This window comes from Paenibacillus illinoisensis NBRC 15959 (assembly GCF_004000925.1).
GTDB classification, from domain to species: domain Bacteria; phylum Bacillota; class Bacilli; order Paenibacillales; family Paenibacillaceae; genus Paenibacillus; species Paenibacillus illinoisensis.
This window is the reverse complement of record NZ_BIME01000007.1, coordinates 270180-297089: the sequence shown is the minus strand read 5'-3', so window position 1 is coordinate 297089 and position 26910 is coordinate 270180. Positions and strand designations below refer to the sequence as shown.

Sequence of the window (26910 nt, the reverse complement as noted above, 5' to 3'; positions counted from 1 at the left end):
AAATAAATAAATTGAACAAGAGGCATATCTTGGCTACTTATGAAAAATACTGTGAACATAAAAAAGTTGGAAATGAAACGATTCTATATTTTGCCCGTAAGGGTAATACACAGAAGAAATCCATTTAATCAAGGAGCTGGTCAATTGCAACATTATAGACACAGTGCTGAGGAGACACTTCAAGACTTGGATAGTTCCCCCAAGGGGCTGACTGCCTCCGAAGCTGCAAAAAGACTTGAGACAGAAGGATATAACGAGTTAAAAGGCAAAAATGCAACACCTGTCTGGAAACTGTTTCTTGAAAATTTCAAAGATCCCATGGTCATCGTGCTGCTCATTGCGGCAGGTGTACAGGTTGTGCTCGGACATCTTATTGAATCACTGATTATCTTCTTGGTTATCCTGCTAAATGCAGTAATTAGTGTTGTACAGACCAAAAAAGCGGAAAGTTCCCTCGATGCCTTAAGGCAAATGTCTGCTCCTGAAGCCAAAGTTATTCGTGATGGTGAGAAAAAGACTATTCCAGCCAGGGAACTCGTTCCCGGCGATATCGTTTTATTGGATGCGGGTGATTATGTGCCGGCAGACGGGCGGATTTTGGAATCCGGTAGTCTGAGAATCAATGAAGGCATGCTGACTGGAGAATCAGAAGCAGCGGAGAAACATGCAGATGCCATTCCGGAGGAGGCTCCCATCGGTGATCGGCGCAACATGGCCTTCAGCGGTTCGCTGGTCGTATACGGCCGGGGCACTCTGGTGATTACCGGAACCGCGTTAAAAACAGAGATCGGCAAGATTGCCGAATTGATTGAAAATGCTGAAGCCAAAGAAACTCCGCTGCAGCGCAAACTGGAAGCCTTCAGCAAAAAACTGGGCTTTTTCATTCTGGGACTGTCCATTCTTATTTTCGCCATCGAGGCAGGACGTGTCTGGTTAACCGAAGGCACGGACAATCTGGGTCCTTCAATTATCAATGCACTGATGTTTGCCGTTGCTGTCGCCGTCGCCGCCATTCCTGAAGCTCTCTCTTCCATCGTGACGATTGTATTGTCGCTGGGAACGAATAAAATGGCCAAGCAGCATGCGATCATTCGCCGGCTGCCTGCCGTGGAAGCGCTCGGTTCAGCCAGCATTATCTGTACAGATAAGACAGGCACGCTTACCCAAAACAAGATGACGGTTGTGGATTATTACATCCCCCATGGCACCAAAGAGGAATTCCCGGACGATCCCGATCAGTGGTCTGAAGAGGAACGACGCTTGTTACATATTGCAGTACTCTGCAATGATTCGAATATTAACCAGGAGGGCAAGGAGCTGGGTGATCCCACAGAGGTAGCCCTCATCGCCTTCAGTAACCGTGTGAACAAGGACTATAACGAAATTCGGGACCAGTTCCCGCGGGAAGCAGAGCTTCCTTTTGACTCGGATCGGAAACTGATGAGCACAGTGCATACCTTCGAAGGACAGACGGCCTTATTAACCAAAGGTGGTCCGGATGTGCTATTCAGCAGGTGTACTCATGTGTTCATGAACGGAGAGGTTCAGCCGCTTACAGCTGAGATTCGCACACAATTCGAGGAGAAAAACGAAGCTTTCTCCAAACGTGCCTTCCGTGTACTGGCTTATGCTTACAAGAAATTCGATGACAAAAAGCAGGTTACACCTGAAGACGAATATGATCTGACGCTTGTTGGTCTGACAGCCATGATTGATCCACCGCGTGAAGCCGTGTACGGCTCCATCGAAGAGTCCATGAAGGCTGGTATCCGCACAATCATGATCACAGGGGACCACAAAACGACAGCCCAGGCAATCGGACGGGATATTGGTCTTGCAGGCCCGGATGATCTCGCCATCACTGGCGCTGAGCTGGACAAAATGTCGGATGAAGAGCTGGATCGCCAGCTTGAACACATTTCGGTCTATGCACGGGTATCCCCTGAAAACAAAATCCGCATTGTGCGCGCATGGCAGCGCAAAGGCAAAATTGCAGCCATGACCGGAGACGGTGTCAATGATGCACCAGCTCTGAAACAAGCCGACATTGGTGTAGCCATGGGCAGCGGTACAGATGTTGCCAAGGATGCGGCTGCCATGATTCTGACGGATGATAACTTTGTATCCATCGTGAACGCAGTGAGTGTCGGGCGTATGGTATTTGATAACATCAAAAAAGCCATTGCTTACCTGTTTGCGGGTAACCTTGGCGCCATTATCGCCATATTGTTCGCACTTATCGTTGGATGGGTGAACCCGTTTACGGCCCTGCAGCTTCTCTTCATCAACCTGGTGAATGACTCCCTGCCTGCCATTGCACTGGGGACGGAAAAGGCCGAACCGGATGTGATGCGGCGCAAGCCGCGAGATATTAATGAAGGCATCTTTGCCGGCGGTACGCTTCAAGCCGTGATTACACGTGGTGTATTGATCGGTGCAGCTGTTATTGTATCCCAGTATATTGGGCTTGGCATCTCTGAAGAAATGAGCGTGGCGATGGCCTTTACGACCCTGATTCTGGCACGGAGTCTGCAAACATTTGCAGCCCGTTCCAACACACAGACCATCTTCCAGGTGGGCTTCACGACGAATAAATTTGTCCTTGGCTCCATTCTGGTATGTCTCTGTCTCTACGGAATCACCTTGATTCCGGGTGTACGCGGCATCTTCGCCATTCCGGATGCATTTGGTTGGAACGAGTTCCTCGTTGCAGGCGGCCTTGCCCTCCTCGCTGTCATTCTGATGGATGTCATCAAATGGATTCGCAACCGCGGCAGAGCAGTTAGTCCAGCATAAAAAATACTCCAACCCTTTAAGGCGCCCTCAGACGGGCGTCTTTTTTGGTGCAGGGAATCAACTTCTACAACACATGGCTTTGCCTATCGTTTTTTGTTTGTTTCGATCTGTTTCATCCCATTTTCCACCGATGCGAACCCCTTCAATTTTTATGACATTATTGCCATATATGCAGTTTGGGCGTAAAATGATTTATTGATTTTCAATATAGCTTGACTCAATCCATAGACAGGAATGGTAACGTGAAAGATAAAATTGTAATGCCTCTCTGGACATGCTGTCTGTTCATTGTCGTGATGAACACCACCATGTTTAATGTATCCTTACCCGTCATTATTAACGATTTACAGATTACATCCGACCTGGGCTCATGGGTCATCTCCAGCTACTCTATCGGTTACGCATTGTCGACTGTAATCTTCAGCCGACTATCCGATCGGGTCCCGGTACGCAAACTGCTAACGATTGGACTGCTGATTCTGGGCTTGTCTTCGTTACTCGGATTATTCGCACATAGCTTCGCTGTCCTGCTGCTGACGCGCATTCTGCAATCCGCAGGTGCAGGGGTTATGGCCGGGCTAGGTCTTGTCATTGCCAGCCGCTACATCCCGCTGGAACGTCGCGGAGCCGCCATTGCCCTCATCTCTTCAGGCAGTGCCATGGCTTTTGGACTTGGTCCCATTGTAGGCGGACTCATTAGCGAATACTGGGGATGGAATGGTCTTTTTGCAATAACCGTGCTGGTCCTGCTTGCACTACCTGTATTGCTCTATTTCCTGCCGCGTGAAACACCAAGACCAGAGAACCCTTTCGATATGATCGGGGCAGTGTTAACGGTCATTAACGCCATCACGCTTCTGGTCGCGATTACCCAGCAGTCCTGGATCTGGTTTGCCATCGGTGTCCTGTCTCTTGTGGCTCATATGTGGTACATCCGCAAAGCACGCCTTCCGTTTGTCAATCCAGACGTATTTCGAACGCCAGGATATACACGTTTGATTCTCATTGGCTTCTGCATTTTGGTCGTTAATCTGGGCAATCTGTTTCTGATGCCGCTTGTCCTTGCCGACCTGTTCGGACGTTCGTCGCTCACGATTGGTTTGCTCATTGCTCCGGGAGCCATTGTCGCGGCCTTTTGTACCCGTTTCGTGGGACGATGGATCGACCGTTACGGCAACATGCGCTTTCTGATGATTGGACATGTACTGCTTGCAGCTGTACTTGCCTTGTTTATGCTCGGACTGAATCAGTCCGCCTTTATTATTACCGGAGGCTATCTCTTTTTCTCGCCTGCACTCTCCGCCTCCATGGCTTCACTGAATAACGAAACGTCCCGCATTCTGCCCAAAGCGCAGATCGGAGCAGGTATGGGCATGCTTCAGCTGATTCAATTCTTCGGTGGTTCGATGTCTGTGGCGGTCTGCGGACTGCTGTTACACAGCATCCCGGGCGTTTCGGTAGAGAAAGCCTATCACGTTGTTTATGGATGTCTGCTCTTCGTCTGTCTTGCCTCGCTTGTTATCGTTGTGTGGCATCACAGAGCCTCTCATTCCGAAGTTGTACAGAGTCAGAGTAGTACGGCCAACTAATGGAATGCTTTAGAATGATAAATACAAAAAGAACACACAAACAGCCCGCACAGCATGCGGGTTATTTGTGTGCTTCAGTACGTCTTCAGTACGAATTTATTCGCCATTCATTCAAACTCTGGGTTCAAGCTCCGTATTAATTTCCATCCTGCGCTGCCTTCCAGGCTTCCTCAACTAATACAGGGGCTTTGCTGCTGCCCTCTCCGCTTCCTTCTTGCGTCCACAGAGGCGGGTAATAGGCAAATACTTGTCCCCTCTGAAGCTGACCAAGATCATTTTGCCATCCTTCCCAGCGGAAGGTCTGGTAGAACTGCTGCAAATCGCCATCTGCCAGCCAGTTCAGAAAACCTGAATAAGCAAGCTCCGTCGATTCCCATTCCAGTGTATCCGGCGCAAAATAGTATATCTCTCCAGTGCGACCGAATTTGCCGGTATCCAGCGCAAAAAATCCGCCTGCCACATCATAGGCAACCACCATCATGCCCTTCAGTGCCTGTACGCAGGGCTTGTCGCTCACACCATTCCAGCTGGTCAGACTTCCAAATACGCTCTCACCGCCTGCACCCAGCAGCGTGATCCACCCGTGATCAATCACAATTCCTTCCGTCTCGTAAGCAACAGCTCCCAAATAGGATTTGGTGCTCACCTGAAGACGATAGAGCGTATCTGCTCCATCCTCCGGTCGTGCGGAAACATACTCATATGTATTTTGCCCGTTATCCAGTAGTTCCTTGAGTTCCTCCCACGCGTGATTGTCCCGATCCAATAGTTCATCTGCAGATAATGTTTGCATATCTTACTCCTTCCAAGGTATCAATTCATCATTTATACCTAGCATTCTTTTATTCATTTTCCGTGACCAAAGCTCTCTAACACTTCACCATTCTCGTTGTCCAGTTCTAGCCTACCGCGTAAAGTCGGACTCATCATCCAATCTCATCGGTTCCCCTGCACAATTCAGGCAATGAATCGGCCACATGTATGCAATCCTCGTACCCCAGATTTCCAGAATGAGCAAAAAGGACTCCAGGCCGCTTCTCCCATTCCTTTTCAAAAACATCGTTCCACATGCTTTACCCTCCATACACACGCACATTTTACCTTTCTATCAGCATATCATGGCATATTTCACCATTCAAATCTGCTATAATCAAAACTTCACAGCTAACTCATAAGGAGGAAAACCTTTGCTTCGTGCAGTCAACATTTGTTTTCTGGCTCTGACGCTGCTGGCAGCGGGTTGCCAGGATCAGGTCACATCCAATCCAGCACCTGCTCCGACTGACAGATCCGACCATCAGGAATTCTACTACATATCACCTTCAGGTGACGATGCAAACAGCGGTACTATTCAATCCCCTTGGAAAACAATGCAGCATGCTTCTGAACATGCCACGCCAGGGAGTACTGTCTATTTGCGAGAGGGCGTGTACCAGCAGAAAGTCAAAATCACCCGGAGCGGTCATTCCTCCACTAAGCCTACCATCTTCTCCAGCTATCCCGATGAGAAAGCCATTATTGACGGAAAGGGTCTGTCTGTAAATGGACTTGAAGGCTTGATTGAAGTGGAGAATGCCAGCTTCATCACGATACAGAATTTAGAGATTCGCAACTTCACCACAGCACATGCTGACCAGGTACCCACCGGGATTTATGTACACGGAGCAGGTGAATACATCCAAATTCGAGGCAATACCGTACACGCGGTTGCCAACGTTGTTCAGCCGAAAGGACCCGATTTAACGGGAAGAGATGCTCACGGGATTGCTGTCTATGGCACGGAACACCCCGCAGCACTGCGGAATATTCTTATCCAGGATAATGAATTATATGACCTGGTCTTGGGTTCAAGCGAGTCACTCGCTGTTAACGGAAATGTAGACACTTTTTCCATACTGGACAACACCATCCATGATACGGATAACATCGGCATCGATCTGATTGGGTATGAAGAGATTTCTGCAGATGACAAGTATGATCGGGCCCGAAATGGAGTTGTAAGAGGTAACGAGGTATACGATATTACGTCTAATTTCAATCCTTCCTATGGCACCAACCTTCCCAATGACAGCCATTCGGCCGGGGGCATCTATGTCGATGGGGGTACAGATCATATCATTGACCAGAACCGGGTATACCGCAACGATATCGGCATCGAAATCGCATCCGAACATGCCGGGCGTTCCACAAGCCATATTACGGTTCAGGATAACCTGGTTTATCACAACAGGCTGACGGGCATTGCCATGGGAGGATATGACGAGGAACGCGGGTCTACCGAAAACAGCACGGTGATGTACAATACGCTGTTTCAAAATGACACTTTGGGCGCAGGCAATGGGCAGCTGTTCGTGCAAGCCATGACGAAGAATAACACGTTTAAACGCAACATCGTCGTGTCAGGCAGCTCCGGTGTGCTCATCTACAATGAATACAGCAGCAATTCAGGAAACTTGCTTGATGAAAATGTCTACTACACCCCGATTGCAGAGGAAGATGCCCTGTGGGTTTGGAAAAATGAAGGGTATTCCGGTTTTCCAGCCTACATGAAGGACTCCAGCAATGACGCACACTCACACTATGTAAACCCGGCATTCATGAACGAAACCAGCGAAGACTTCAATCTCCAGCCCGGATCACCGGCAGAAGGTTATGGTTACCTTGCACCCAGGTAACAGCAGAGACTAAGAGAAGAATAGAAAAATCAAATACCGGATCGGATAAAGGGGTGTCCCTATCCTGTCCGGTTTTTTTCTGCTTTTACTAAATCATTAGTTATAAGGAGTTAGCTTTGGATTAAACCAGCTGCATGGGTCACCCGATTGCGCCCTCCGGTTTTGGAGGCATACAGCGCCATATCCGCTTTTTGGAACAAGGACTGATCCGTATCTTCCTCAGCAACCGTCGCTGCACCGATACTGATGGTGATATTATAGACTCCCCAATCCGCAGAAGCCACCTGAGTACGGTACCGTTCGGCTGTAATCACTGCTTGCTCGGCCGTACAATCCGTGAGAATAATCACAAATTCTTCCCCGCCATAACGAGCCACAACGTCCGAACTTCTGGATACCGACTGCAGCAGACCTGCCAGATTGCCAAGTACGAGATCCCCCACCGGATGTCCGTAAGTATCGTTAATGCTTTTGAAATGATCAATATCTACGACCAGCAGCGAGAACTCGCGCTGGGTGGCATGGTAGCCTTCCAAACTTTCAAGCATTTTCAGCTGGAAGAATCTGCGGTTTTTAAGTCCGGTGAGCAGATCGGTAGAAGCCATCGTCTCCAACTGGTCATTCACTTTAATTAATGCCTGCTGCTTCACTTCATATTCCTCGTGCAGCCGTTCAAGCTCCTTGTTTGCTTCATGCGTAGCTTGATAGAGCTCCTGCAGCTTTGTCTTCGTGTTCAAAATATCCTTCTCATGTTCGATCCGTTTACGCATGACCACAACCACACAGTCCACGACGCTTTCCCCGTCACGAGTCTGGCGAATTCCATTAAGCAGAACCGGAACATCCTGCTGATCACTGGTGCGAAACGTAAAGTACATCTCGTCCACGCGGCCATACAGCTGAATGTACGGATAGAAATAGGTGTGGAAAAAAAGCTTGTTGGTGACCGACATGGTGGACTCAATATGTCTTCCCATTAGCTCGCTGCGTTCATAACCCAGCATCGTCAGCAGGGTTTGATTGACTGATTGTATGACCCCCGAGTCAGAAATCGAGAAGTACCCGCAGGGAGCAAGATCTAATTGTGCATCCATCAATAACAGCCTTTCTTCTGGGTTTTATGCGCTCGTCAGATAATTCTTAATCAATCGAATGGTTTCTTCCGGTTGACTTAAGTGAGGGTAATGTCCTTTGGCGGTCATCTGCTGCAGCATGCTGTTCTTCAGATGAGCATGCAGATAATCGCCTACTTCAACCGGGGCAATGCTATCATCGGAGCATTGAAGAATCAACGTAGGTACAGATGCCTGTTCCAATTCCTCACGGCAGTCGGACAAAAACGTCACCTCGGCAAATTGCCTTGCAATATGCGGATCTCTGGAGCAAAAGCTCTTCTCCAGCTCTTCCGTGAGCTCCTTCCGTTCCGCATTCTGCATCACGATCGGTGCCAAATAACTTGCCCAGCCTATGAAATTCAACTGCATCATCTCGAGCAGTTCATCAATGTCACGGCGATCGAAGCCCCCATAATAATTCGGCAGGTCATTCACATATCGCGGAGAAGGCCCCAGCATCACGATGCTATTAAAATATTGGGGAGCTTGAATTGATGCCAGCATGCCAATCATGCTGCTGACAGAATGACCAACGAATATCGTATCTCTCAATTTGAGCGCTTCCATAATCTCCAGAACATCCGTAGCATATCCTCGCAAATCACTGTATTTATGCGCATCGTAATAATTGATCTGAGATTGCCCTGAGCCTACATAATCGAACAAAACAATTTGATAATTCTCACTAAAACCCGGAACGATATAGCGCCACATGTCCTGATCACATCCAAACCCATGAGCAAAGACAATCGTTCTGCTGCCTGAACCAAGTACTTTTACATTGTTGCGTACAAGGACGTCAACCGTCATTACAATCACCTCTCTGAGGTATTTTCCATTCACTTCATATGTGGTTATTATATCGGAAAAAGTTGGAATATGAATTAAAAATATTAATTCACTTGATGAAATCGTACAATAGTTTCACATTTCCGCAAATAATAAACCTCTTTACAACCTGACTGTCGTCAGTTAATATCAGTTCAACATGTCGCGCGACAGAGATAACAAAGTGGAGGAAGATTGATGACTACCCTTGGAATTGGAAGTGCACCCCAGAAGTTGTGGGGAAGATCTTTTGTTTTTACCATGCTGGCTAACGCTTTACTGTTCATGGCCTTTGAAATGCTTTTACCAACCCTGCCTCTATTCGTTTCAACGCTTGGCGGGGATGCTTCTCAGATTGGCCTGGTGACAGGCATATTCATGTTTTCAGCCATTCTGATTCGCCCTTTCACGTCGGTACTTGCATCGCGGATGGACAAAAAGTTCCTATTGCTCATCGGTATAATCATATGTGCATTAACTACAGGATCATACTACCTCTCGTCAGGTATTTGGATGATTTTAATATTACGGGTTATACACGGATTTGGTTTTGGTCTGGCAACGACATATTTTGCAACGATTGCTACAGAAAACATGCCCAAGGATCGCAGAGGTGAAGGTATGGGATATTTCGGTGTAGGAGAGACCGTAGCCATTTCCATTGGCCCATTGATCGGAACCAGTCTTCTGTATAAATACAATTATCAAAGTCTGTTCATGGGTGGTATGTGCATCCTGCTTCTCGCTATGATCATGGCGATATTTGTATCGAGGAAAACAAAAACGGAATCAGGTGCAGACCCATCAGGTTCCCATACGCCTAAAGTCAAGCTAATCGAAAAAAAGGTGCTTTTCCCTTCCTTGCTGATTATGTTAGTCGGCGTAGCTGCCGGTTCAATCATGTCTTTTGTGGCCTTGTTTGCGGCAGAGAGAGGATTTGATAATGTAGCCTGGTTTTTCTTCATCGTGGCTATTGCGAGTTTCGTAGTCCGATTGTTCTCCGGAAAAATGTTCGATCGATTGGGCCCGGGTTCCGTATTGCTGCCATCTGCCGTATTTGCGATAGCGGGACTGTTCTTTCTGACAATCGCCCAAAATGACATGCACTTCCTCATTGCCGGGGCCTTGTACGGATTCGGATTCGGTGCCATTTTTCCAGCGATTCAGACCTGGTGCGTCAATCTGGTGGATGAGCATGAACATGAGAATGCCATGGCCTCCTTCTTCAATTTCTTCGACCTAGGCATTGGCGGCGGTTCACTGCTGCTTGGTATGATTGCTTCAGCATTTTCCTATACAGTGGTGTATGATATTGCCATAGGCATTTTTGTGGTATATATCATGCTATATCTGGTATACTCCCGGAAACAACGGAGAGCTGAAGATTATTCATTGGAGGTAGACATTGAGTAAACAACGTATCAAGGACATTGCCATCCAACATTTCAATCGTCTGGGTTACGAGGGAACCAAGATGGCACAGATCGCCGAAGAGGCCGGCATTCGCAAGCAATCCCTTGCTTACCATTATCCGACCAAAAAGGCGCTGCTGCTTGAACTCTATGAGGAAGTTGTTCAGGAGGAACAACAATTCGTCATAGAGTTCTTCCTGGAGGCGAATAAACTGCCCTTAGAGCAGCAATTGTACAACTTTTTGCTTGACCATAAAAACAGATTCCTGACACATCCGAATGTGGCTTTTATGTACATTCTGTCCTTTATCACTCCGCTTGAGGTGCATGATTTTGTCCTCGCACAATATCGAACATATCTTGGCACGCTCAAAGCCGAGCTCGCCGCCGTGTTTGCCAAACATGAGGACATCCGTTTGAACCCTGAGGAAGCTACGGTGGCTTATGTCACCCTATTGGATGGTCTGGATGTACAGCTCGTATATGAGACCAGACAATCTTATGAACACGCACTCGCCATTGCCTGGAATGTGTTCTGGACAGGCATACGCCGCTAGAGAATTTGGTTTATCCTGCAAGCAAAGAGGAGCACATCTCCATGTTTATCCCGTGGAGACCGCTCCTCTTTGTGATGTTCTTTTGACGCGAGTTGCGTCTTCGTTATTTTACAATCAGAATTACACGTTGATAATGCTTCAGCTGATGATCGCCATCATCCTGTACCTCGGCCACGATATGAATCGTGTCCCCGGATTTGGCATCCTCCGGTACAGTGAATGTTACCGTGCTCGTGTCACTGCCTTCCAGTTTGATCGTATCTACCTGTTCATCCTTCGCAAGCTCACGATGCAGCCCCAGCAGCAGGTCTCCTGCGACTTCCTTCTCCACTTGGTTCTGCTTTACTTTGGCATCCTCATACGTGTCTGCTTCAAAATATCTCCACCATTTATACGTTAGGTGATCGCCATCCGGGTCTTTCGCTTCAGCATTCAGACTCACACGTTCACCTGGACTGACGGACAGATCGAGCCCTTCCTTAATGGTCAGCGTCGGGTTATGATTGGCCCCTTCAAAGGTATCTGTAACAGCCCAATCTGCACGGGCCGCAAAATCGTCCTGAATATCGTCAAACCATCTCATCAGGGAATACTCGGCCTCATATCGTTTGGTATACGGATCATAATCAAGCACATTGTTTCTAAACAGCTTGTCATTCACAACACCGAACCGTCCACCCCAACCGCCGTAGGAAGGGTCTTCCAAACTGCGAAGTCCGTTATCGATCAGATAGAAGAACGAAGGGGAGTCCCCCTCGGAGATAAAGTCGTATTTATCATATTGTGGATTATTTTGAAGATACGCGTCACTTCCGCGCTGTTCTTCGTCCAGCTCGCCTTCAATCATTTTACCATCGCCCATGGAAGCATACATGTCCAACAGCTTGCCATGTCCATCCAGAATGTTTTTGATCATCCAATCACCATGCAGCTTGCTGTTTACTTCTTCGGCATGCATCTTCCACGCATAGGCGAAATGCCAGAAGTTCGACTGGTCATTCAGAATGCGGATATCCGGCCAGTTCTTCGCAATATATTCGTTATAACTGTCGTCCTGGTCGAGAATGATGTACAGTACCAGTTTATCACTGACCTTTTTGCGGATGGTTTCCCAGTCTGCCGTGTCTTTGTACTGTTCTTCAATGGATTTGAGCGCTCTTGCCGTTGTATTGGTGCCACCCCAGGTTTGAACAATCAGATCACGGGGGTCATCGTCAAGGAAAAGGGTCTGAAGAAATTCGGAGCCTTCCGTTTCCTTCTCCATCTCGCCTTTGTCGGAGATATTCCCGATTTTCGTCATGGCACGAAGCTGCTCGGGTTCCGGATAACCGTCCGCGTGTTTGGACAAGTTCGGATAAATCTCGCCATAAGCATCGATCATGTCGTATACCCACTGTGTGCCTGTCCAGCGGAATGGTTCAATTCCCGAGTCCTTATCGCCTGCATAATGATACACCGAACTGGTCAGCACAATGCCGGCCAAATCCATTTCATTGGAATACAGCAAAAAGCGGATGACCGAGTTCATATCATCGACTTCACCATCTGTCGTAATAACGGTCCTTCCTTTTGCCGTTTCATTGTCTGTCGTGTCCGTATCCTGATTATTGCTGTTTTCCTGCTCTTCTGCCTGGTTCGGCGTATCAGTTGCTGCTTGAGGTGTTTTGGATGCGCATCCACTAATCACCAGAATACTACTGATAAACCATGCAGCGAATACATTCAGCCATTTTCTCTTGTTCATGATGTTCCCCTTTCTTGTTCAGCATGATGTGTGGGAATGACCAGCGCGCGCTTTCCTATTCCTTAATATGGACCGTAGAATGCAAAAAAACCCAAACATGAATACGCCATGGACAGAATCCACGCATATTGATGTTCAGGTTTTGCCTGCCGAAACAGTAACAATCCTTATTTGAAAAAAAGTATAGCATGTTGATTAATTGATGTAAACGTATTCAATCATCTTTTTCTTGAATTCATACCAAATTAGGCCTTAAGCAGGCCGCTTTAATATCCTTCTGCTCCGTTGCACCCAAGCTGTCTTCCCCATTGAAATGCTTAGCCTCTGGTCCAGTCCTAGTCACGAGATTTCCACTCGACTCCCACCATAACAGGTTGTAAGCTTTTCCCATTTTGATATAGTATAATTTCTATGGTAACTGGATCCTATACATAGATTAACATGACAATCACAACATCAGGAGGAATTAAAACCATGCAAAAATTGGATGCTGCCTTACAACAGTTTATTGAACAGCAGGATTTATACAATGAAGCTTACGGACTTTTCAAGCAACATGATCTGCGCCCTCGTGAACAACCTAACCTGCCCGAAGTGGACAAGCGTATACCTCTCTCACCTGAGCTTGTGTATTTGTACACCCATTATGAGATGAGAGATGCAAAAGCTGAAGGGACACTCAAAATGAAAAATGCGGCCGTGGAAATTGGCGATGCGGCCCTGTTATCCTTCGTTGCCCCTGAGCACCTGCACCGCCAGCAGCAGGGTTATCGCTGGATCGGCATGAATGAGCCATATGTGGAGTCGCCCTCCTGGAAAGCAAATCATGTCGTTATTGCCAACTTCAATGATGATCCATTGATTGTGGATACAAGCGAAGCCAACTCACCTGTGTATGCTGCCTTTGAAGGCGGAGAGCCCCGGCGTATTGCGGGTTCATTGTCTGACCTGTTCACTGCACTCGCCATCCTGATTGAAGCGGCACGCGCTTACGGCGGAGAAGTGAAGGATGAAGAGACCTATGAAACCAAACCTGAATATTTGGAGCATATAGAACCTTTATTGGTTGATCTGCTCGGCGTAGAGCACACCGCACATTTAGTTGAATATTTATCACTTCGTTAAATCATCGGAGTGAGAATAAGCAAGATTGAAAATGATGGTCGCAGCTGTTCCCAACTACGATGGCTTCGCTAACGAATTAGGACGTGTCTTGAAATTTGCATTCAGAAGAATTTATCTCTGATGAACTAGGGGGAAGACCATGATTTATGTTGCTTTGCTGCGGGGGATTAATGTAGGCGGGAACAATAAGATCAATATGAAGCAGCTGAAAGAAACTTTTGAACAAGCAGGCATGCAAAATGTCGTAACTTACATTAATACGGGTAACATTATCTTCGCCGATGATCAGGAACGTATTCACGCTAACGCCGAGATATCCAAGATACTGGAGCAAGCCATTACTGCTGAGTTCGGATTAGAGATCCGTGTCGTGGTGCGCAATATGGAAGAAATGCAGACTGTGCTTCAGGCGCTGCCGGAGGAATGGACAAATGACGCGCAGGCCAAGAGTGACGTGATGTTTCTGTGGGATGAAGTCAATGACGTCTCGGTGTTGGACAAGCTGCCCCTCAAACCGGAAGTGGGCACATTGATATACGTTACCGGAGCCATCTTGTATTCAGTAAGCAGAGAAGATGCGGGACGCAGCGGGATGAACAAGCTTGTCGGCTCCTCTGTCTATAAATATATGACGGTCAGAAACGTCAACACGACCCGCCAAATTTATAAGCTCATGCTGGCTGCGGCAGAGTGATCATAAGAACTTCGGTATGAAAAAAATCCCCCAAGGGATGGCATGGAGGAATATTTTGACGGATGTCTCTCCATGCTGTTCGCCTTGAGGGATACCTTTTATGAATACAAGCAGCTGCATGTAAAATCATTAATCAATTTGAATACGTCTGTGCGTATGATCGTCTCCTGAACGTTTCGGAATTTCAAGCTTCAGCACGCCATCTTCCAATCGAGCCTTAATGTTCTCCTCATCGATATGTTCCATATAGAAACCCCGGAGGAATTCACCGGACCTGCGCTCCTGCCGAATAATTCGATTCGAATCATCCTTCTGTTCATGAAACTCATTACGTTTCGCACGGATCACCAGTTCATTGCCCTGTACCTGAATATCGATATCCTGCTTGGCGATACCAGGCAGATCAGCTTCAATCAAATATTTCCCATCTTCCTCACGAATATCCGTCCGGAATGGCTGGCTGCCGGTTCCAAAGGGAGCAAGCCACGGGCTGTCAACCATATCATTGAAGGATTTCAGCATGTGTCCGAACAGGTCTTCATTTCGTTTACGAAACGGGATCAGATCAAACATGAACATCATCTCCTTATATGTGATTGGTTTGTTGTTGCTTACATGGATTATTATAATCCTCTTGTGGATGATGCTCAAAATACGTAAGAGCCGAAAAAAAATGATTTTTCTTCAATATGATTCACTGCTCGAGAATAGATCCTTGTTTCTTTTGATTTGACCTTTTTTGACCTTCCTGCTTTTTCGGGCTCATTCAGAGAATGAATAAAACGCTATCCTTCATACTGAAAACGATCCAGAAACCGCTTGACGATGAGATTAGATGATTTGCTCTCACGCATAACCCATCCAATGGAAATCGCACGCTGTACATCTTCAATTTCCAGGATGGAGAAGTCATGATGCAGGACACTTCTGTCATGTGTGAATGAATATTCATGACCGATCGTCACCGCATCCAGCTGGGCAAGGGCGGCATTGACCACTTCAGAATTGTTCGTTCGGAACAATACATTCACCTCTCCTACCGTCTGCGAAAGCTCCCCTACAAACAAATCCACCAATTCGTCATTAAATAACACCAGTGTCTCGCTTTTCAATTCATGCATGGTGATCGACTTCTTGCCAGCCAAGCGATTGGTATGATTCACACAGGCACGCATCACCCCTTCATCAATGGGAACAAAGCGCAATCCTTCCAGATGCTGCTCCATATCATCTGTATATAGAGCGATTAGACCGAGATCGACCTGCTTGTTCCGCACATCTCTGATAATGTTGCGAGCAGCACTTTCGGACAGCTCGAATTTCAGATCCGGATATCGTTTCTTCAAACTCGCAATGGTAGGTATGATGCCCGGAATTCCTCCAGGTATGGCTGACAATCGGAGTTCTCCATGGATCGATTCCCCTATATACTGGGCATCCTCCTTAATGTTTCGGACCGTATCAACAACCGATTTCATTTTGTCCAAAATAGGCTTGGCCTGTTCCAATACATACGCACCGTTACGGGACCGGCTGAACAATGGCATGCCCAGCTCATGCTCCAGACGTGTGATCGCCTGACTGATCGTGGACTGCGTGACCGATAATGTTGCAGCAGCAACGGTAATGGATTTGGTCTTTTCAACTTCAAGTACATACACCATTTGTTCCAGATTCATCGTTTAACTCCCAATCCTTACATTAATTTATTTTATGTTAAGTGCATTTTTGTTAAATATACATGAATCATATAATTAAGTATACTTGGATTGAAGATGAATGTAAGCGAAATCATTTTTTTATTTTAACCGACAGAGGAGTGCTACATATGAATCCATTTGAGAATCGATTTGCAGGTAAAGTTGCGGTTGTTACAGGTGCGGCATCTGGTATCGGATATGCCATTGCAAGACGCCTTGTCCAAGAAGGAGCTTCCGTCCTTGCTGCCGATCTGAATACAGAACGTCTGGACGCTATCCAGGGTGAACTTGGGGAACGGTTCTTCGGTGTTAAAGCCAATGTAACCGTTGAAAACGATATTGAAGAAATGGTGAGTGCCGCTGTCAAACAATTTGGCAAACTCGATCTGGCCTTTAATGTGGCAGGTGCCTCCCGTGCAGGCGTCATTACGGAACTATCGGAGAAAGATTGGGACTTCACCGTGGATCTGTGCATGAAAGGTGTCTTCCTGAGCATGAAGCATGAAGCCCTTGAGATGGCTAAACATGGTGGCGGAGCCATCGTAAACGTGGCTTCCCTCAACTCCCACGTGCCTATGTATGCCGGATCGGCCTATGCCTCTGCCAAAGCTGGTGTCGAAATGCTTACCAAGAATGGAGCGCTCGAAATGGCGCGTAACGGCATTCGTGTTAATGCCATTCTACCGGGTCTCATCGATACACCATTAACTGCGGAACTGCTCTCCAACGCAGATATCAAAGAAGCCTACATGGAACGGATTCCGATGAAACGTGCTGCTCAGCCGGAAGAAATGACGGGACCTGCCCTGTTCCTTGCGAGCGAAGATGCAGGATATGTGTCCGGTTCCAGCCTCATCGTGGATGGAGCTTGGGCAACGACCGGATATCCAGACCTGAGCCGCTGGTTCTAAGTCTGTACATTTCCACATGGTTTCCATATACCAAGTAAAGCCTATTGGACTGAGCTCTGCTCTGCCAGTAGGCTTTTTTCACTTGGATGTCATTACTCGATATTTTTACAAAACTGCTTTAGTTCGCTAACCTCGGCTTAACAATTCGCCCCTATACTAAAACAATTGTACATACTATCAACCATGAATCGGTAAAGGGGATCTGGAACTGTGAAAAAGAGAAATCAATGGCTCGCCGTTTTGTCCATGACAGCTATACTCGGCGCAGGAGCAGCCAGCTACACATCGATGGTTCATGCGGCAAGCGCATCCGAATCTACTAATCATGTCGTACTACGAACAGCCATTCAAAATATGCAGGGAACCGTCACTTGGGACAGCAGCAGTCGCAGTGCCGACATCCAGTTGGGTGAAGTCCGAGTGCAGCTTCCGGTCGGAACAGCTACAGCTACCATTAACGGGGTACAAACGCAGCTGGACAGCAAAAGTTATGTTACGAAAGGAACGACATACGTTTCCCCACAAACGTTGAAACGGATTACGGATCAGGTGATCCTGCGCCAAAATAAAACCGGATTTGAACAGACAGCGGCCTTCCAGATGCCAAGCGGCAAAGCCGAAATCGCTGCCTCTACCCCGGACGGTCAGCGCCTCCTCGTAACTGAAGCAGACAATGGCAGCATTTCCGTGCTGGATATTGCTGATCTGAACAACGTGAACGTTCTGAAAACCGTCAGCTTCCATGATCTCTCTGCCAAAGCAGAGGTAACTAGCGTAACCGTATCCAAGGACGGCAAATATGGCCTCGCCGTTATTCGTACCGGCGATACAGATACCGAGGCGAACAAGGGGCTACTGGCGGTTGTTGATCTTGCAACCTACAAAACCGTGAAGACGTATGAGCTTGGGGTCGGGCCAGACTCCATCGCATTATCCCCGGATGGATTGCAAGCCGTGATCGCAATCGAAGATGAAGAACTGAACAAGGCTGCGGACGAGATCGATTACCCTAATGCCAAACGCCCAGGCAGCATCATGATTGTATCGTTTGCCGGCGGAAACGTCCTTGAAGGAGAGGTAACCAACCTGCCTGTGTCTCTGGAAGATGTGAGCGGTGCAAGCTATCCGCATGACCCGCAGCCAGAGTATGTTGCCATCAGCCCGGACAGCAAAACCGCAGCTGTTACATTGCAGGAGAACAATGTCATTGCCATCATCGACCTGCAAACGAAACAGATCAGCTCGATCTTCTCGCTTGGTACTACCTCACATCAAGCCGATCTGAACGATGACGGTGTCATTCAGTTCACCGAGAGCCTGACAGCCCGCTATGAGCCAGACGGTATTGCATTCTCTGCAGATGGCAAATACCTGCTGACTGCCAATGAAGGCGACTTGGGCAAAGACGAGTTTGACGATGGTGTTAAAGCAGGCGGACGCAATATCGCCGTCTGGGATTTGCAGAGCAAGCGGGTATATGACAGCCAAAACCTGATCGATGATGCAACCGCCAAGGTTGGTTTATATCCGGATGATCGCAGTCCCAACAAAGGCAGTGAGGTCGAAAATCTGACGGTATCCACTGTAGACGGCACAACCTATGCTGCCGTAGCCTCTGAACGGGCCGATGCCATTTTGTTCTTCGATCTCGCTGACCCGGTAAACCCTGCCTACCTTGGCCTGATTCCGACAGCTGGTGAGTCACCGGAAGGAATCCACCGGGTTAACGGCCGCAGCGTATTTGTTAGTGCGGATGAGAGCACAGGGACACTTAGCTTTTTTGAGAAAAAATAATTCAGTATGCAGCAGGCGGCTGTTCCAGCAGCTGCCTGCTGCATACCGAGTCCACGAAATCTCAAAAGGACATGAGAGCATCACGCTCTCATGTCCTTTTTTGTTGCCTGCTAATGTGCCATCTCTGCTGCTTTAAACGCTGCGAGCCAATCGTTCCAGCCATTCCACCGCCGGCGCGAGAACCGCTTCATCGATATCGAATTCAGGATGGTGGTGGGGTGCGGGCAGGTCACTGCCCACAATCATATACGTGGCAAGTCCACCCTGCTCCTGTACACGTTTGATCATATAGCTGGCATCCTCGCTTCCCAGAGCAGCGCCATCCGAGATCGCTTCAGCATGTCTTATTCCGGATATCCCTTCTGCCTTCTTCACGGCAAGCTCCGCAAGTTCCATATCACACCTGATCGGAATAGCTCCGCCTACAATCTCAACGGTAACCCTTAACTCATGCATGGCTGCACTATGCTCCAGAATCTGACGCACACGCCGCTCCAGTTCAAGATTCGTTTCTTCCTTCGTGGAACGCGTCTCAATCACCATGCGAGCGTGCTCGGCAATGATGTTCGCGCCAGTTCCTCCTTCCAAAATGCCCACATTGATCCGTGTATCGGCTGTACTGAATCTTGGCAGGGCATGAATGTTTAACATGGCAGTTGCCGCACCAAGCAGCGCATTCCGCCCTTCTTCAGGTGAAGCTCCCGCATGCGAGGATACCCCCGTAAAGTGCGCTTCCAGCTTCGTCGTTGCCAGGAAACCAGCGGAGGCCCCTTTGACATGACCGGATGATACGTCAGTGCCGAGATGCATGCAGAACAGGCGATCCACCTGATCCAGCATGCCTTTTTCCACCATGGCATATGCACCGCGTACTCCCTCTTCGGCAGGCTGGAACAGCAGACGAACCGTCCCGGCGAATTGTCGGTCGCTTAACCGTTCTGCCAGTGCTAGACCAATGCTGGTATGCCCGTCATGTGCGCATGCGTGCATGATGCCTTCATGTTTCGAGCGGAACTGCCCCGACTGTGGCACGTGCTTGTCCTGCCCGCTTTCACGAATCGGCAGTGCATCCATGTCGAAGCGAAATGCCGTTGTCGACCCTTCCTGAATTCCATCCAGCTCGGCGACAACAGCGGTAAATCCGCCGCGCATCTGTTCCACGATAGCGGGGTCCGCTCCTTCCTGAAGAGCACGCTGATAGGCATCTTCCAGTACTTCCGGTTTGGGCAGCCCCCGCCGGGACGTGTCATCAATGGCATCTTTTCCATACGTCACACGATAGCCTAACGCTGTTAACATCTGTACAACTTTCGTAGCGGTACGAAATTCCGTGAATCCCAATTCGGGATATTGATGCAGCTCTCTTCGAAGCGCGATAATGTCGATCATATCGGTTCCCCTCTCTCAACTCTCTTATTTCCGAATCAGTCCATCTTCTATAATCTGGCGTGAACTCCCGGGCCAAGTGGCAGGTTGAAGACGTACCAGAGAATGACCATGACGACCCAGACGGAGAAGAATGCAATGGAATATGGCAAAATCAAGGAATAATACGTCCCGAGCTTGGCATCCTTGCGGTACTCCTGCAAAAATCCGACGAACAAGGGTACAAAAGGCGATACCGGGGCGAGTGGAATAATAACCGAGTCGGATACCCGGAAAATGACTTGAGTGAACGCCGGATGGAATCCAAGCAGCATCATCATCGGGATAAACACCGGAGCCAGAATGGACCAGATCGCTGATCCACTTGCGATAAACATCGTTAGCAACGCAGACAGGAAGATCAGTCCAATCACCACCGGGATGCCATTAATACCCGTTTTTTCAAGCAGATCCGTGATAGTCAGTGCCAGAAACTTACCCATGTTGCTCCAGTTGAACATCGCCACGAATTGGGATAGCGGGAAGACCATCACAATGAAACCTGCCATCGTTTTGATCGGTTCAATCAGCAATTTCGGCAGATCATTCTGGTTCCGAATCACTTTCAGTTTAATGCCGTAAGTTAGTGCTACGGTGAAGAAGAACAGTAAAATGACAGGCACAATCCCTGCAAGAAAAGGCGAACCCATCACACTGCCTGTTTCCGGATTGCGAAGAATGCCATTCGAAGGTACCACCATAAACGCGATGACAGCGATAAAAATAAGGGCGGCAATACCGGCTGCACGCAGTGCCCGGTTTTCTTCAGGTGTTGGAGCTTCCAGCTTGTACACACGTTCCCCTTCATATGTGCCAAGGCGCGGTTCCAGGAATTTGTCGGTCATAAAACCTGCAACCAGTGTCATCACAATGACAGACGCGGACATGAAGTACCAGTTATCCAAGACCGTAACACCCACATTTGGATCTACCGAGGCGGCAATTTCGGTACTGATGCCTGACAGCAATACATCCGTAGTCACAATCAGCATATTTGCGGTGAAACCAGCACCAACGCCGGCAATGGCTGCGATCAATCCGGCAATTGGATGTCTGCCTACAGCGAGAAAAATTAATGCTCCGAGCGGAGGCATGATGACAAGCGCAGCATCAGAAGACACATGACTGAAGAATGCAATGAAAATGACCAGATAGCTGGCATAACGGGCGGGCACCCGAACAGCCATTTTGCGCATGACTGCTTCCAGAAGACCTACTTTCTCAGCGAGACCAATTCCGAGTACCAGTGCCAGAATCGAAGCAAGTGGTTTAAAATCAGCAAAGTTCTTTACCACATTCGGCAGCAGCCACTGTATTCCCTCTCGGCTCAGCAGGTTTTTGACCTGAACCTTCTCTCCATCAATCGGGTTATGTGCTGTCGCGTTAAAGAACGACAGTATAAGGGTAGCAAACATCAGGGCAACAATGAGATAGATAAACAATAAAAACGGATTGGGAAGCTTGTTCCCCACTTTCTCTACCCAACCAAAAAGTCCTGTATTCTCCTGCCTTTCCGCTTTCACCATGCAAATACCCCCTGAGTGTTATTAACGTACATTTAACGAAATTGTCGTAATTTTAGGACATTATATAATTAACTCCATACAAAACTCAATACTTATGTTATGTATTTTGACACTAAACATAAAAAATACCGATCTGCAGCCCGTTCACATTGTCCACCAGGAGTGGACATGAGAGCTAAGGTTGCAACATCGGTATCCTTATTCCGACTCTATGTTCGTAAATCTAACGCAGCAGCCGATATCGGTTACTTGGCCGTCCTCTGCGGGTATTCAGCTCATTTCCCGTGATTTCAGCCAGGGAGTATGCCGTAAGACTGCCGAGAATTCGCTGTACGTGCCTGATGGTCATTGATAATCCTGATGCCAGTTCACTGGCCGTAAATTCTTCTTTGCCCATCCGGCGTATGTATGCCTTCAGTTTCTGAAACGTACGAATGCTAACCCCTGCCTTGTTCAACTGTTCGAGCAATTCGGTGTCACTTGAATACATCTCATAGGATAATTCCTGATCCTCACCCGCTGCCTCCACAATCGTCCCATCCGTCTCATAGACAATCACACGTCCAGCTTCATCGTCCTTGGCATATTGGATCGCCTTCCGGGCATGACGCTCTGCATCAAATGCAGTTTCACCAAACCCGATCCCGGCAAAGGAAAGCAGATCCGTATCCAGCTCAAGCTGGTGCATCGCTGTATGCAGCGATTCCATGTTACGGGCCATTCCACCCCTGGAACCATACATCAGATATCGTCCTGTACCATCCTGGTGAAGGGAACCATCGATTTGTTCACAATGACGCAGGAGGATGCCTTTGATCTTGAGCTCCATATGCTGCAACTGATACCGTTCCGTCGATTGTTCACCGGCTGCATGCCACCCTTCAATCTCAACCATTAACACGCCAATCTGGCTGTCTTTGAATGCAGAACTGCGAATCTGCTCAATCAGCATTCGTACCGCTTGCACCGTCTCCAGCTTGGTGGAATCAATCTTGAAGACTGGGACCCCTCTCTGAAGTAATCCTTCATATACAGCGTACAGACAGGTAATCGCTGCCTTGGTCTGCCCTTCCTCCCAGTGACGAACGTGGAATTGGATCATGTCTTCGACATCGTAATCGGTGGAAAAAACGTATTTTCGCAGTTGCTCATCCGAGAAATTCAATTCCTCAAGACTGTCCATCAGCCCCCAGCTTTCATTCCCCGTCATATCAATGGAGATTTCCTTCACCGGATTGTCCAGTGTATAAATGGCTTGCAGCATGGCTTTGTACAAGCTGGCCCCGGTAGGCGGGCAGTAGATGGCATGTTCTTTTTCATGCAAGACGTCCTGGGCTGTCAGATAAGGAATGGGACCCGTAAAGACCCACCCGTGTACTTTCTCGCGGTTCCTCGTAATAATCTCGCCCGTCTCGCGCGCATGTTCATAGGGATACAACTCAAAATGAGCCTCCAGCTCCTGCCCCTCCACAGCACGCATGGTCCGCTCAATGGACGGCTTCGGTCCTACAATTCCGATTCGGTACATGCACTCACATCCCCTTGTCCAACGCAACATCGTTTATACAAAAATCATACCGAACTGAGGTTCCGCTGTAAACCTCTTCATCTCAACCATGGCTTACACCCTCTCATTCCTGATTAAGCATCATAATCGTAAATTTTACATTTAGTTAACCCATTCCTTACGTTCGTTTAGCAATTGTTGTATACACTGGTTTTTGGATACCAAACTATACATATCTATTTTAGGAGGATGTATTCATGTTAAACCGGTTCAATGCCCGTGCGGCCAAAATGATGCTCGCGGTTACAACAGTTGTTACAGCTACGCTGGGAGGAAGCAGCGCAGCATGGGCTGCTGACGACACTGCTGCACCCGCATCATCATCACCGATCAAAAATGTCATTATCCTGATTCCGGACGGTATGGCTAACGATGCCACTGCACTGGCCCGCTGGTACAAAGGGTCCTCCCTGACTCTGGATTCCATGGCAAGCGGTATGGTTCGCACACACTCCGCGGATGCTCCGATTGCGGACTCGGCTCCTGCGGGAACGGCTTTTGCTACAGGTTATAAATCACATACAGGATATGTTGGCGTACTGCCAGACAAGGCAACCATGCCTGGACAGAAGGCTATCGCGCCTGGAGATGCCAAGAAACCCGTTGCATCCGTGTTGGAGGCATCCAAATTGGCAGGCAAGGCAACCGGCATTGTAGCCACCTCCGAGATTATGCACGCTACACCGGCAGACTTCTCTGCCCACTATCCGGATCGCAAAAATTACGACGCACTCAGCAAACAGCAAGTATATAACGGCCTCGATGTTGTTTTGGGCGGCGGAAGTCGCTACCTTGAGCCGGCGGGTCGCAAAGACGGTGAAAATCTGGTCTCTTCTATTAAAGCACTCGGTTACGATTACGTGACCACACCGGCTGCCATGAATGCCTCAAACTCCGGTAAACTGTGGGGAATGTTCGCACCTGCAGGCATGGCTTATGATATGGACCGTGACCCTGCCAAGCAACCAAGCCTTGCTGAAATGACTTCCAAAGCCATTGATGTTCTGTCCAAAGACGAAGACGGTTTCTTCCTCATGGTTGAAGGCAGCAAAGTGGACTGGGCTGCGCATGCCAACGATCCGATCGGAATTATCAGTGACGTGCTGGCATTTGATGATGCTGTAAAAGTAGCCATGGATTTTGCCAAAGCAGATGGAGAGACAGCTGTTGTGGCAGTAACGGACCACGGTAACGGCGGTCTCACGATCGGTAACAATGCAACAACGGGCACCTATGACAAAGAACCATTGTCCACATTTATCGGACCTTTGAAAAAGGCCAAGCTGACAGGTGAAGGCGTGGAAGCGAAGCTGAATGCCAAACGCACCAATATCAAAGCTGTCATGAAACAATACTATGGCATTTCCGACCTGACATCCGAGGAGATCGCTACCATTAAGGCAGCCGAGCCAGGCAGCCTGAACTACGCCATCGGACCAATGATCAGCAAACGCGCAGGCATTGGCTGGACAACTGGTGGTCACACAGGCGGAGACGTTGTGCTCTACACGTATGCTCCGAACAATGACCGTCCATTCGGCGTAATCGACAATACGGATGTGGCTAAATATATGGCGCGCGTATTGAATCTAGAGCTGGATAGCGTGAGCAAACAGCTGTTTGTTCCTGCCAAACAAGCATTCACAGCCAAAGGCGCTACGTACAAGCTGGATCTGACAGATGCCAAAAATCCTAAGATTCTGGTTACCAAAGGCAGCACTAAAGTAGAACTGCAAATCTACAAAAATATTGCGCTGGTTAACGGCAAAAAGACTGCGCTGGAAGGCGTAATCGTGTATAACGGGGTAGATGCTTTTGTACCACAGGGTGCAGTGGATCTGATTCAGTAAGTTTGAAAGATGGTCTGCGCTTATAAACCAAACACACATAATGGGAAAGCGTAGCGGTTTATAAAGTTTCAACCGGAATTATATCATTGGGCTGCCGAATATTTCGGCAGCTATTTTTGTTGTTCACAGACAAGGATGGGTACACCCTCCTTGCTTGTCGTATAATGGACGTAACATTGATATATAGGAGACAAAAAGGAGAGATTCACCCATGTTGATCAAATTAAACTGGATCACGCTTCGGGTGCGCAATTTGGAAGCCTCGCTTGGGTTCTACCACGGCATGCTCGGGCTTCCAATCCAGCGTCAATTCGAAAGTCGTGGGCGGCAAATTGCCATGCTGGGCACAGAAAATGAAACCATGCTGGAGCTGATTGAGGGAAGTGAATCCATCCTCAAAAAAGAATCTGGCGTGTCCATCGGCTACGAGGTGAGTTCACTGGAAGAAGCCATGGAACGACTGGCAGCACTGAATATTCCCATTGTTCGCGGGCCTGTTCAGCCGAATCCACATCTACGCTTCCTCTACATTGCCGACCCGGACGGCTTCGAGATACAGCTCGCCGAACATGCATGATCTGGTGTGACACGGTGCATCAGCGCCTATAACTTGGTACCTTTTTATCTACGCCCAATCAAGACCGCAACGAACCGAACACTAAGCTAGTGACTATTGGATAAGGAGTTGAGCAAGGAATGGGGAAAAACGTGGAACAGCACCCATCCGTCAAACCCCGTCGCAAAATAGGGTGGTTCGCAGCAATCGCTGCCGTTCCTCTGCTTGTATGTGGAATGTATGCCGGGTTTACCACTGGCACCTGGGGAAATGGCTATGCATCGGCACCTGCTTCAGAGGAGATGGAACAAGGTTCAGCACCTGCTCAATCGACGAGGGAAACAATCGTTTTTCCAGGAACAGATGGAAGTCAGATTGTATTGCCTCTGCAGTTGACGGAAGCAGATCTCAGCGTGGACAGTGATCGAAGTTATATCAGATCTGCACCTCCCCGAGTTCCGGAGATGAGTTACGAACTCTCACCGGATCTTAAAGACAAGCTGCAAGCTGTACTGGTGTATAGATCAGACATGCCAGGCGGCTACCTATTATTAGCTCCAGCAGGCTGGGAAGCTTCGGGAAGCGTAGGGGCGAACGGTTCCTATGGACTCACACTGATGAATCCGGATAATACAGAAGAGAATCTGCATTATTCGGACAACGCCTGGGCCTGTCAAGGCTGTGCCATAAACAATATTGGAACATATTTTCCCGATCAGGCCGGCTGGGCAGAGGAACAGGGTTTCACTGTCTATGATCCTATGTCTTTTGACGAATGGAATGATGGCGGAACGGAGGGAGAGAATCACCGAACAGCATCATATGTGACGACATTGAAAGACGGTTTTTACCAAGAAGGTGTCGTTTATTACGAAGAAGACAGCAATGGTTATGTATTCCGGCTGCTGGAATTCAACCTAGCTCAAGTTCCCTCTACCCGAGACGAGGTAATTCAGTCCTCTCTGCATTTTTTCCAGTCCCATCATGGACCGCTGAATATGGAGACAGATTAGGCGCTCGCCTAGAATCACATTATTTACTAATAT

At 48.2% G+C, this 26910-nt stretch carries 22 protein-coding genes; 12 read left to right on the top strand and 10 right to left on the bottom strand.

Annotated elements, in window-relative coordinates; all coding sequences use genetic code 11:
- The first annotated feature begins 144 nt into the window (after positions 1-144).
- On the top strand, positions 145-2796 hold the full coding sequence (locus PIL01S_RS18700) for a cation-translocating P-type ATPase (RefSeq protein ID WP_127538824.1): 2652 nt from the start codon (positions 145-147) through the stop codon (positions 2794-2796).
- A 242-nt stretch (positions 2797-3038) separates the two neighbouring features.
- The gene (locus PIL01S_RS18695) at positions 3039-4385 is read left to right on the top strand and encodes an MFS transporter (protein WP_127538823.1); all 1347 of its coding nucleotides are present in this window, start codon (positions 3039-3041) and stop codon (positions 4383-4385) included.
- Between the two features lie 136 nt (positions 4386-4521).
- Here the strand turns inward: PIL01S_RS18695 and PIL01S_RS18690 are convergent, their stop codons facing one another.
- Both PIL01S_RS18690 and PIL01S_RS18685 read right to left on the bottom strand, forming a co-directional pair.
- Positions 4522-5178 carry a DUF2625 family protein gene (locus tag PIL01S_RS18690; RefSeq protein WP_127538822.1) on the bottom strand — a complete coding sequence of 219 codons (657 nt, stop codon included), beginning with the start codon at positions 5176-5178 and terminating at the stop codon, positions 4522-4524.
- 133 nt (positions 5179-5311) lie between these two features.
- Complete coding sequence (locus PIL01S_RS18685; protein ID WP_246058459.1) at positions 5312-5455, bottom strand: hypothetical protein; 144 nt, start codon at positions 5453-5455, stop codon at positions 5312-5314.
- Between the two features lie 117 nt (positions 5456-5572).
- On the opposite strand from PIL01S_RS18685, the gene PIL01S_RS18680 reads away from it, so the two are divergent.
- Entirely contained in the window at positions 5573-7060 is a 1488-nt protein-coding gene (locus PIL01S_RS18680) for a right-handed parallel beta-helix repeat-containing protein (RefSeq protein WP_127538821.1), read from the top strand.
- A gap of 110 nt (positions 7061-7170) precedes the next feature.
- Here PIL01S_RS18680 and PIL01S_RS18675 read toward each other — a convergent pair whose 3' ends face one another.
- Together PIL01S_RS18675 and PIL01S_RS18670 are read right to left on the bottom strand one after the other, a co-directional pair.
- Positions 7171-8154 (bottom strand): sensor domain-containing diguanylate cyclase, encoded by a 984-nt coding sequence (locus PIL01S_RS18675; protein WP_127538820.1) that lies wholly within the window; start codon positions 8152-8154, stop codon positions 7171-7173.
- A 24-nt stretch (positions 8155-8178) separates the two neighbouring features.
- Positions 8179-8985, bottom strand: a complete 807-nt coding sequence (locus PIL01S_RS18670; RefSeq protein WP_127538819.1) for an alpha/beta fold hydrolase — start codon at positions 8983-8985, stop codon at positions 8179-8181.
- Positions 8986-9201: 216 nt separating this feature from the next.
- Here PIL01S_RS18670 and PIL01S_RS18665 point away from each other — a divergent pair, with 216 nt between their 5' ends.
- Entirely contained in the window at positions 9202-10416 is a 1215-nt protein-coding gene (locus PIL01S_RS18665; RefSeq protein ID WP_127538818.1) for an MFS transporter, read from the top strand.
- The gene (locus PIL01S_RS18660; protein WP_127538817.1) at positions 10409-10972 is read left to right on the top strand and encodes a TetR/AcrR family transcriptional regulator; all 564 of its coding nucleotides are present in this window, start codon (positions 10409-10411) and stop codon (positions 10970-10972) included. The genes PIL01S_RS18665 and PIL01S_RS18660 overlap by 8 nt, the downstream gene beginning before the upstream one ends.
- Before the next feature lie 103 nt (positions 10973-11075).
- On the opposite strand, the gene PIL01S_RS18655 is transcribed toward PIL01S_RS18660, so the two are convergent.
- On the bottom strand, positions 11076-12716 hold the full coding sequence (locus tag PIL01S_RS18655; RefSeq protein WP_127538816.1) for a DUF1593 domain-containing protein: 1641 nt from the start codon (positions 12714-12716) through the stop codon (positions 11076-11078).
- Positions 12717-13190: 474 nt separating this feature from the next.
- Between PIL01S_RS18655 and PIL01S_RS18650 the strand changes: the two genes are divergently transcribed.
- The gene (locus tag PIL01S_RS18650) at positions 13191-13841 is read left to right on the top strand and encodes a hypothetical protein (protein ID WP_127538815.1); all 651 of its coding nucleotides are present in this window, start codon (positions 13191-13193) and stop codon (positions 13839-13841) included.
- A gap of 139 nt (positions 13842-13980) precedes the next feature.
- On the top strand, positions 13981-14535 hold the full coding sequence (locus PIL01S_RS18645) for a DUF1697 domain-containing protein (RefSeq protein WP_127538814.1): 555 nt from the start codon (positions 13981-13983) through the stop codon (positions 14533-14535).
- Positions 14536-14664: 129 nt separating this feature from the next.
- Here the strand turns inward: PIL01S_RS18645 and PIL01S_RS18640 are convergent, their stop codons facing one another.
- Both PIL01S_RS18640 and PIL01S_RS18635 read right to left on the bottom strand, forming a co-directional pair.
- On the bottom strand, positions 14665-15108 hold the full coding sequence (locus PIL01S_RS18640; protein WP_127538813.1) for an Hsp20/alpha crystallin family protein: 444 nt from the start codon (positions 15106-15108) through the stop codon (positions 14665-14667).
- A 212-nt stretch (positions 15109-15320) separates the two neighbouring features.
- On the bottom strand, positions 15321-16214 hold the full coding sequence (locus PIL01S_RS18635) for a LysR family transcriptional regulator (RefSeq protein ID WP_127538812.1): 894 nt from the start codon (positions 16212-16214) through the stop codon (positions 15321-15323).
- Between the two features lie 149 nt (positions 16215-16363).
- On the opposite strand from PIL01S_RS18635, the gene PIL01S_RS18630 reads away from it, so the two are divergent.
- Entirely contained in the window at positions 16364-17146 is a 783-nt protein-coding gene (locus PIL01S_RS18630; RefSeq protein WP_127538811.1) for an SDR family NAD(P)-dependent oxidoreductase, read from the top strand.
- 210 nt (positions 17147-17356) lie between these two features.
- Entirely contained in the window at positions 17357-18940 is a 1584-nt protein-coding gene (locus PIL01S_RS18625; protein WP_127538810.1) for a choice-of-anchor I domain-containing protein, read from the top strand.
- 132 nt (positions 18941-19072) lie between these two features.
- Here PIL01S_RS18625 and PIL01S_RS18620 read toward each other — a convergent pair whose 3' ends face one another.
- The 3 genes from PIL01S_RS18620 to PIL01S_RS18610 form a co-directional block, all read right to left on the bottom strand.
- Entirely contained in the window at positions 19073-20329 is a 1257-nt protein-coding gene (locus PIL01S_RS18620; protein WP_127538809.1) for an amidohydrolase, read from the bottom strand.
- 47 nt (positions 20330-20376) lie between these two features.
- On the bottom strand, positions 20377-21891 hold the full coding sequence (locus PIL01S_RS18615; RefSeq protein WP_127538808.1) for an AbgT family transporter: 1515 nt from the start codon (positions 21889-21891) through the stop codon (positions 20377-20379).
- Positions 21892-22114: 223 nt separating this feature from the next.
- Positions 22115-23419: a hypothetical protein gene (locus PIL01S_RS18610; protein ID WP_127538807.1), complete on the bottom strand. Its 1305-nt coding sequence runs from the start codon at positions 23417-23419 to the stop codon at positions 22115-22117.
- Positions 23420-23655: 236 nt separating this feature from the next.
- On the opposite strand from PIL01S_RS18610, the gene PIL01S_RS18605 reads away from it, so the two are divergent.
- From PIL01S_RS18605 to PIL01S_RS18595, 3 genes are all read left to right on the top strand, one after another.
- The gene (locus PIL01S_RS18605; RefSeq protein ID WP_246058457.1) at positions 23656-25308 is read left to right on the top strand and encodes an alkaline phosphatase; all 1653 of its coding nucleotides are present in this window, start codon (positions 23656-23658) and stop codon (positions 25306-25308) included.
- Positions 25309-25519: 211 nt separating this feature from the next.
- Entirely contained in the window at positions 25520-25885 is a 366-nt protein-coding gene (locus PIL01S_RS18600; RefSeq protein ID WP_127538806.1) for a VOC family protein, read from the top strand.
- Positions 25886-26004: 119 nt separating this feature from the next.
- A complete protein-coding gene (locus tag PIL01S_RS18595; protein WP_127538805.1) occupies positions 26005-26877 on the top strand; it encodes a DUF4850 domain-containing protein in 873 nt (290 codons plus the stop codon).
- Positions 26878-26910: the final 33 nt, after the last annotated feature.

Bases quoted from the DNA above. Each gene is read 5' to 3' on its own strand.
- PIL01S_RS18690 (WP_127538822.1), bottom strand. From the start codon at position 5,178: ATGCAAACATTATCTGCAGATGAACTATTGGATCGGGACAATCACGCG.
- PIL01S_RS18685 (WP_246058459.1), bottom strand. From the start codon at position 5,455: ATGTGGAACGATGTTTTTGAAAAGGAATGGGAGAAGCGGCCTGGAGTC.
- PIL01S_RS18675 (WP_127538820.1), bottom strand. From the start codon at position 8,154: ATGGATGCACAATTAGATCTTGCTCCCTGCGGGTACTTCTCGATTTCT.
- PIL01S_RS18670 (WP_127538819.1), bottom strand. From the start codon at position 8,985: ATGACGGTTGACGTCCTTGTACGCAACAATGTAAAAGTACTTGGTTCA.
- PIL01S_RS18665 (WP_127538818.1), top strand. From the start codon at position 9,202: ATGACTACCCTTGGAATTGGAAGTGCACCCCAGAAGTTGTGGGGAAGA.
- PIL01S_RS18655 (WP_127538816.1), bottom strand. From the start codon at position 12,716: ATGAACAAGAGAAAATGGCTGAATGTATTCGCTGCATGGTTTATCAGT.
- PIL01S_RS18650 (WP_127538815.1), top strand. From the start codon at position 13,191: ATGCAAAAATTGGATGCTGCCTTACAACAGTTTATTGAACAGCAGGAT.
- PIL01S_RS18645 (WP_127538814.1), top strand. From the start codon at position 13,981: ATGATTTATGTTGCTTTGCTGCGGGGGATTAATGTAGGCGGGAACAAT.
- PIL01S_RS18640 (WP_127538813.1), bottom strand. From the start codon at position 15,108: ATGTTTGATCTGATCCCGTTTCGTAAACGAAATGAAGACCTGTTCGGA.
- PIL01S_RS18635 (WP_127538812.1), bottom strand. From the start codon at position 16,214: ATGAATCTGGAACAAATGGTGTATGTACTTGAAGTTGAAAAGACCAAA.
- PIL01S_RS18630 (WP_127538811.1), top strand. From the start codon at position 16,364: ATGAATCCATTTGAGAATCGATTTGCAGGTAAAGTTGCGGTTGTTACA.
- PIL01S_RS18620 (WP_127538809.1), bottom strand. From the start codon at position 20,329: ATGATCGACATTATCGCGCTTCGAAGAGAGCTGCATCAATATCCCGAA.
- PIL01S_RS18615 (WP_127538808.1), bottom strand. From the start codon at position 21,891: ATGGTGAAAGCGGAAAGGCAGGAGAATACAGGACTTTTTGGTTGGGTA.
- PIL01S_RS18610 (WP_127538807.1), bottom strand. From the start codon at position 23,419: ATGTACCGAATCGGAATTGTAGGACCGAAGCCGTCCATTGAGCGGACC.
- PIL01S_RS18605 (WP_246058457.1), top strand. From the start codon at position 23,656: ATGTTAAACCGGTTCAATGCCCGTGCGGCCAAAATGATGCTCGCGGTT.
- PIL01S_RS18600 (WP_127538806.1), top strand. From the start codon at position 25,520: ATGTTGATCAAATTAAACTGGATCACGCTTCGGGTGCGCAATTTGGAA.
- PIL01S_RS18595 (WP_127538805.1), top strand. From the start codon at position 26,005: ATGGGGAAAAACGTGGAACAGCACCCATCCGTCAAACCCCGTCGCAAA.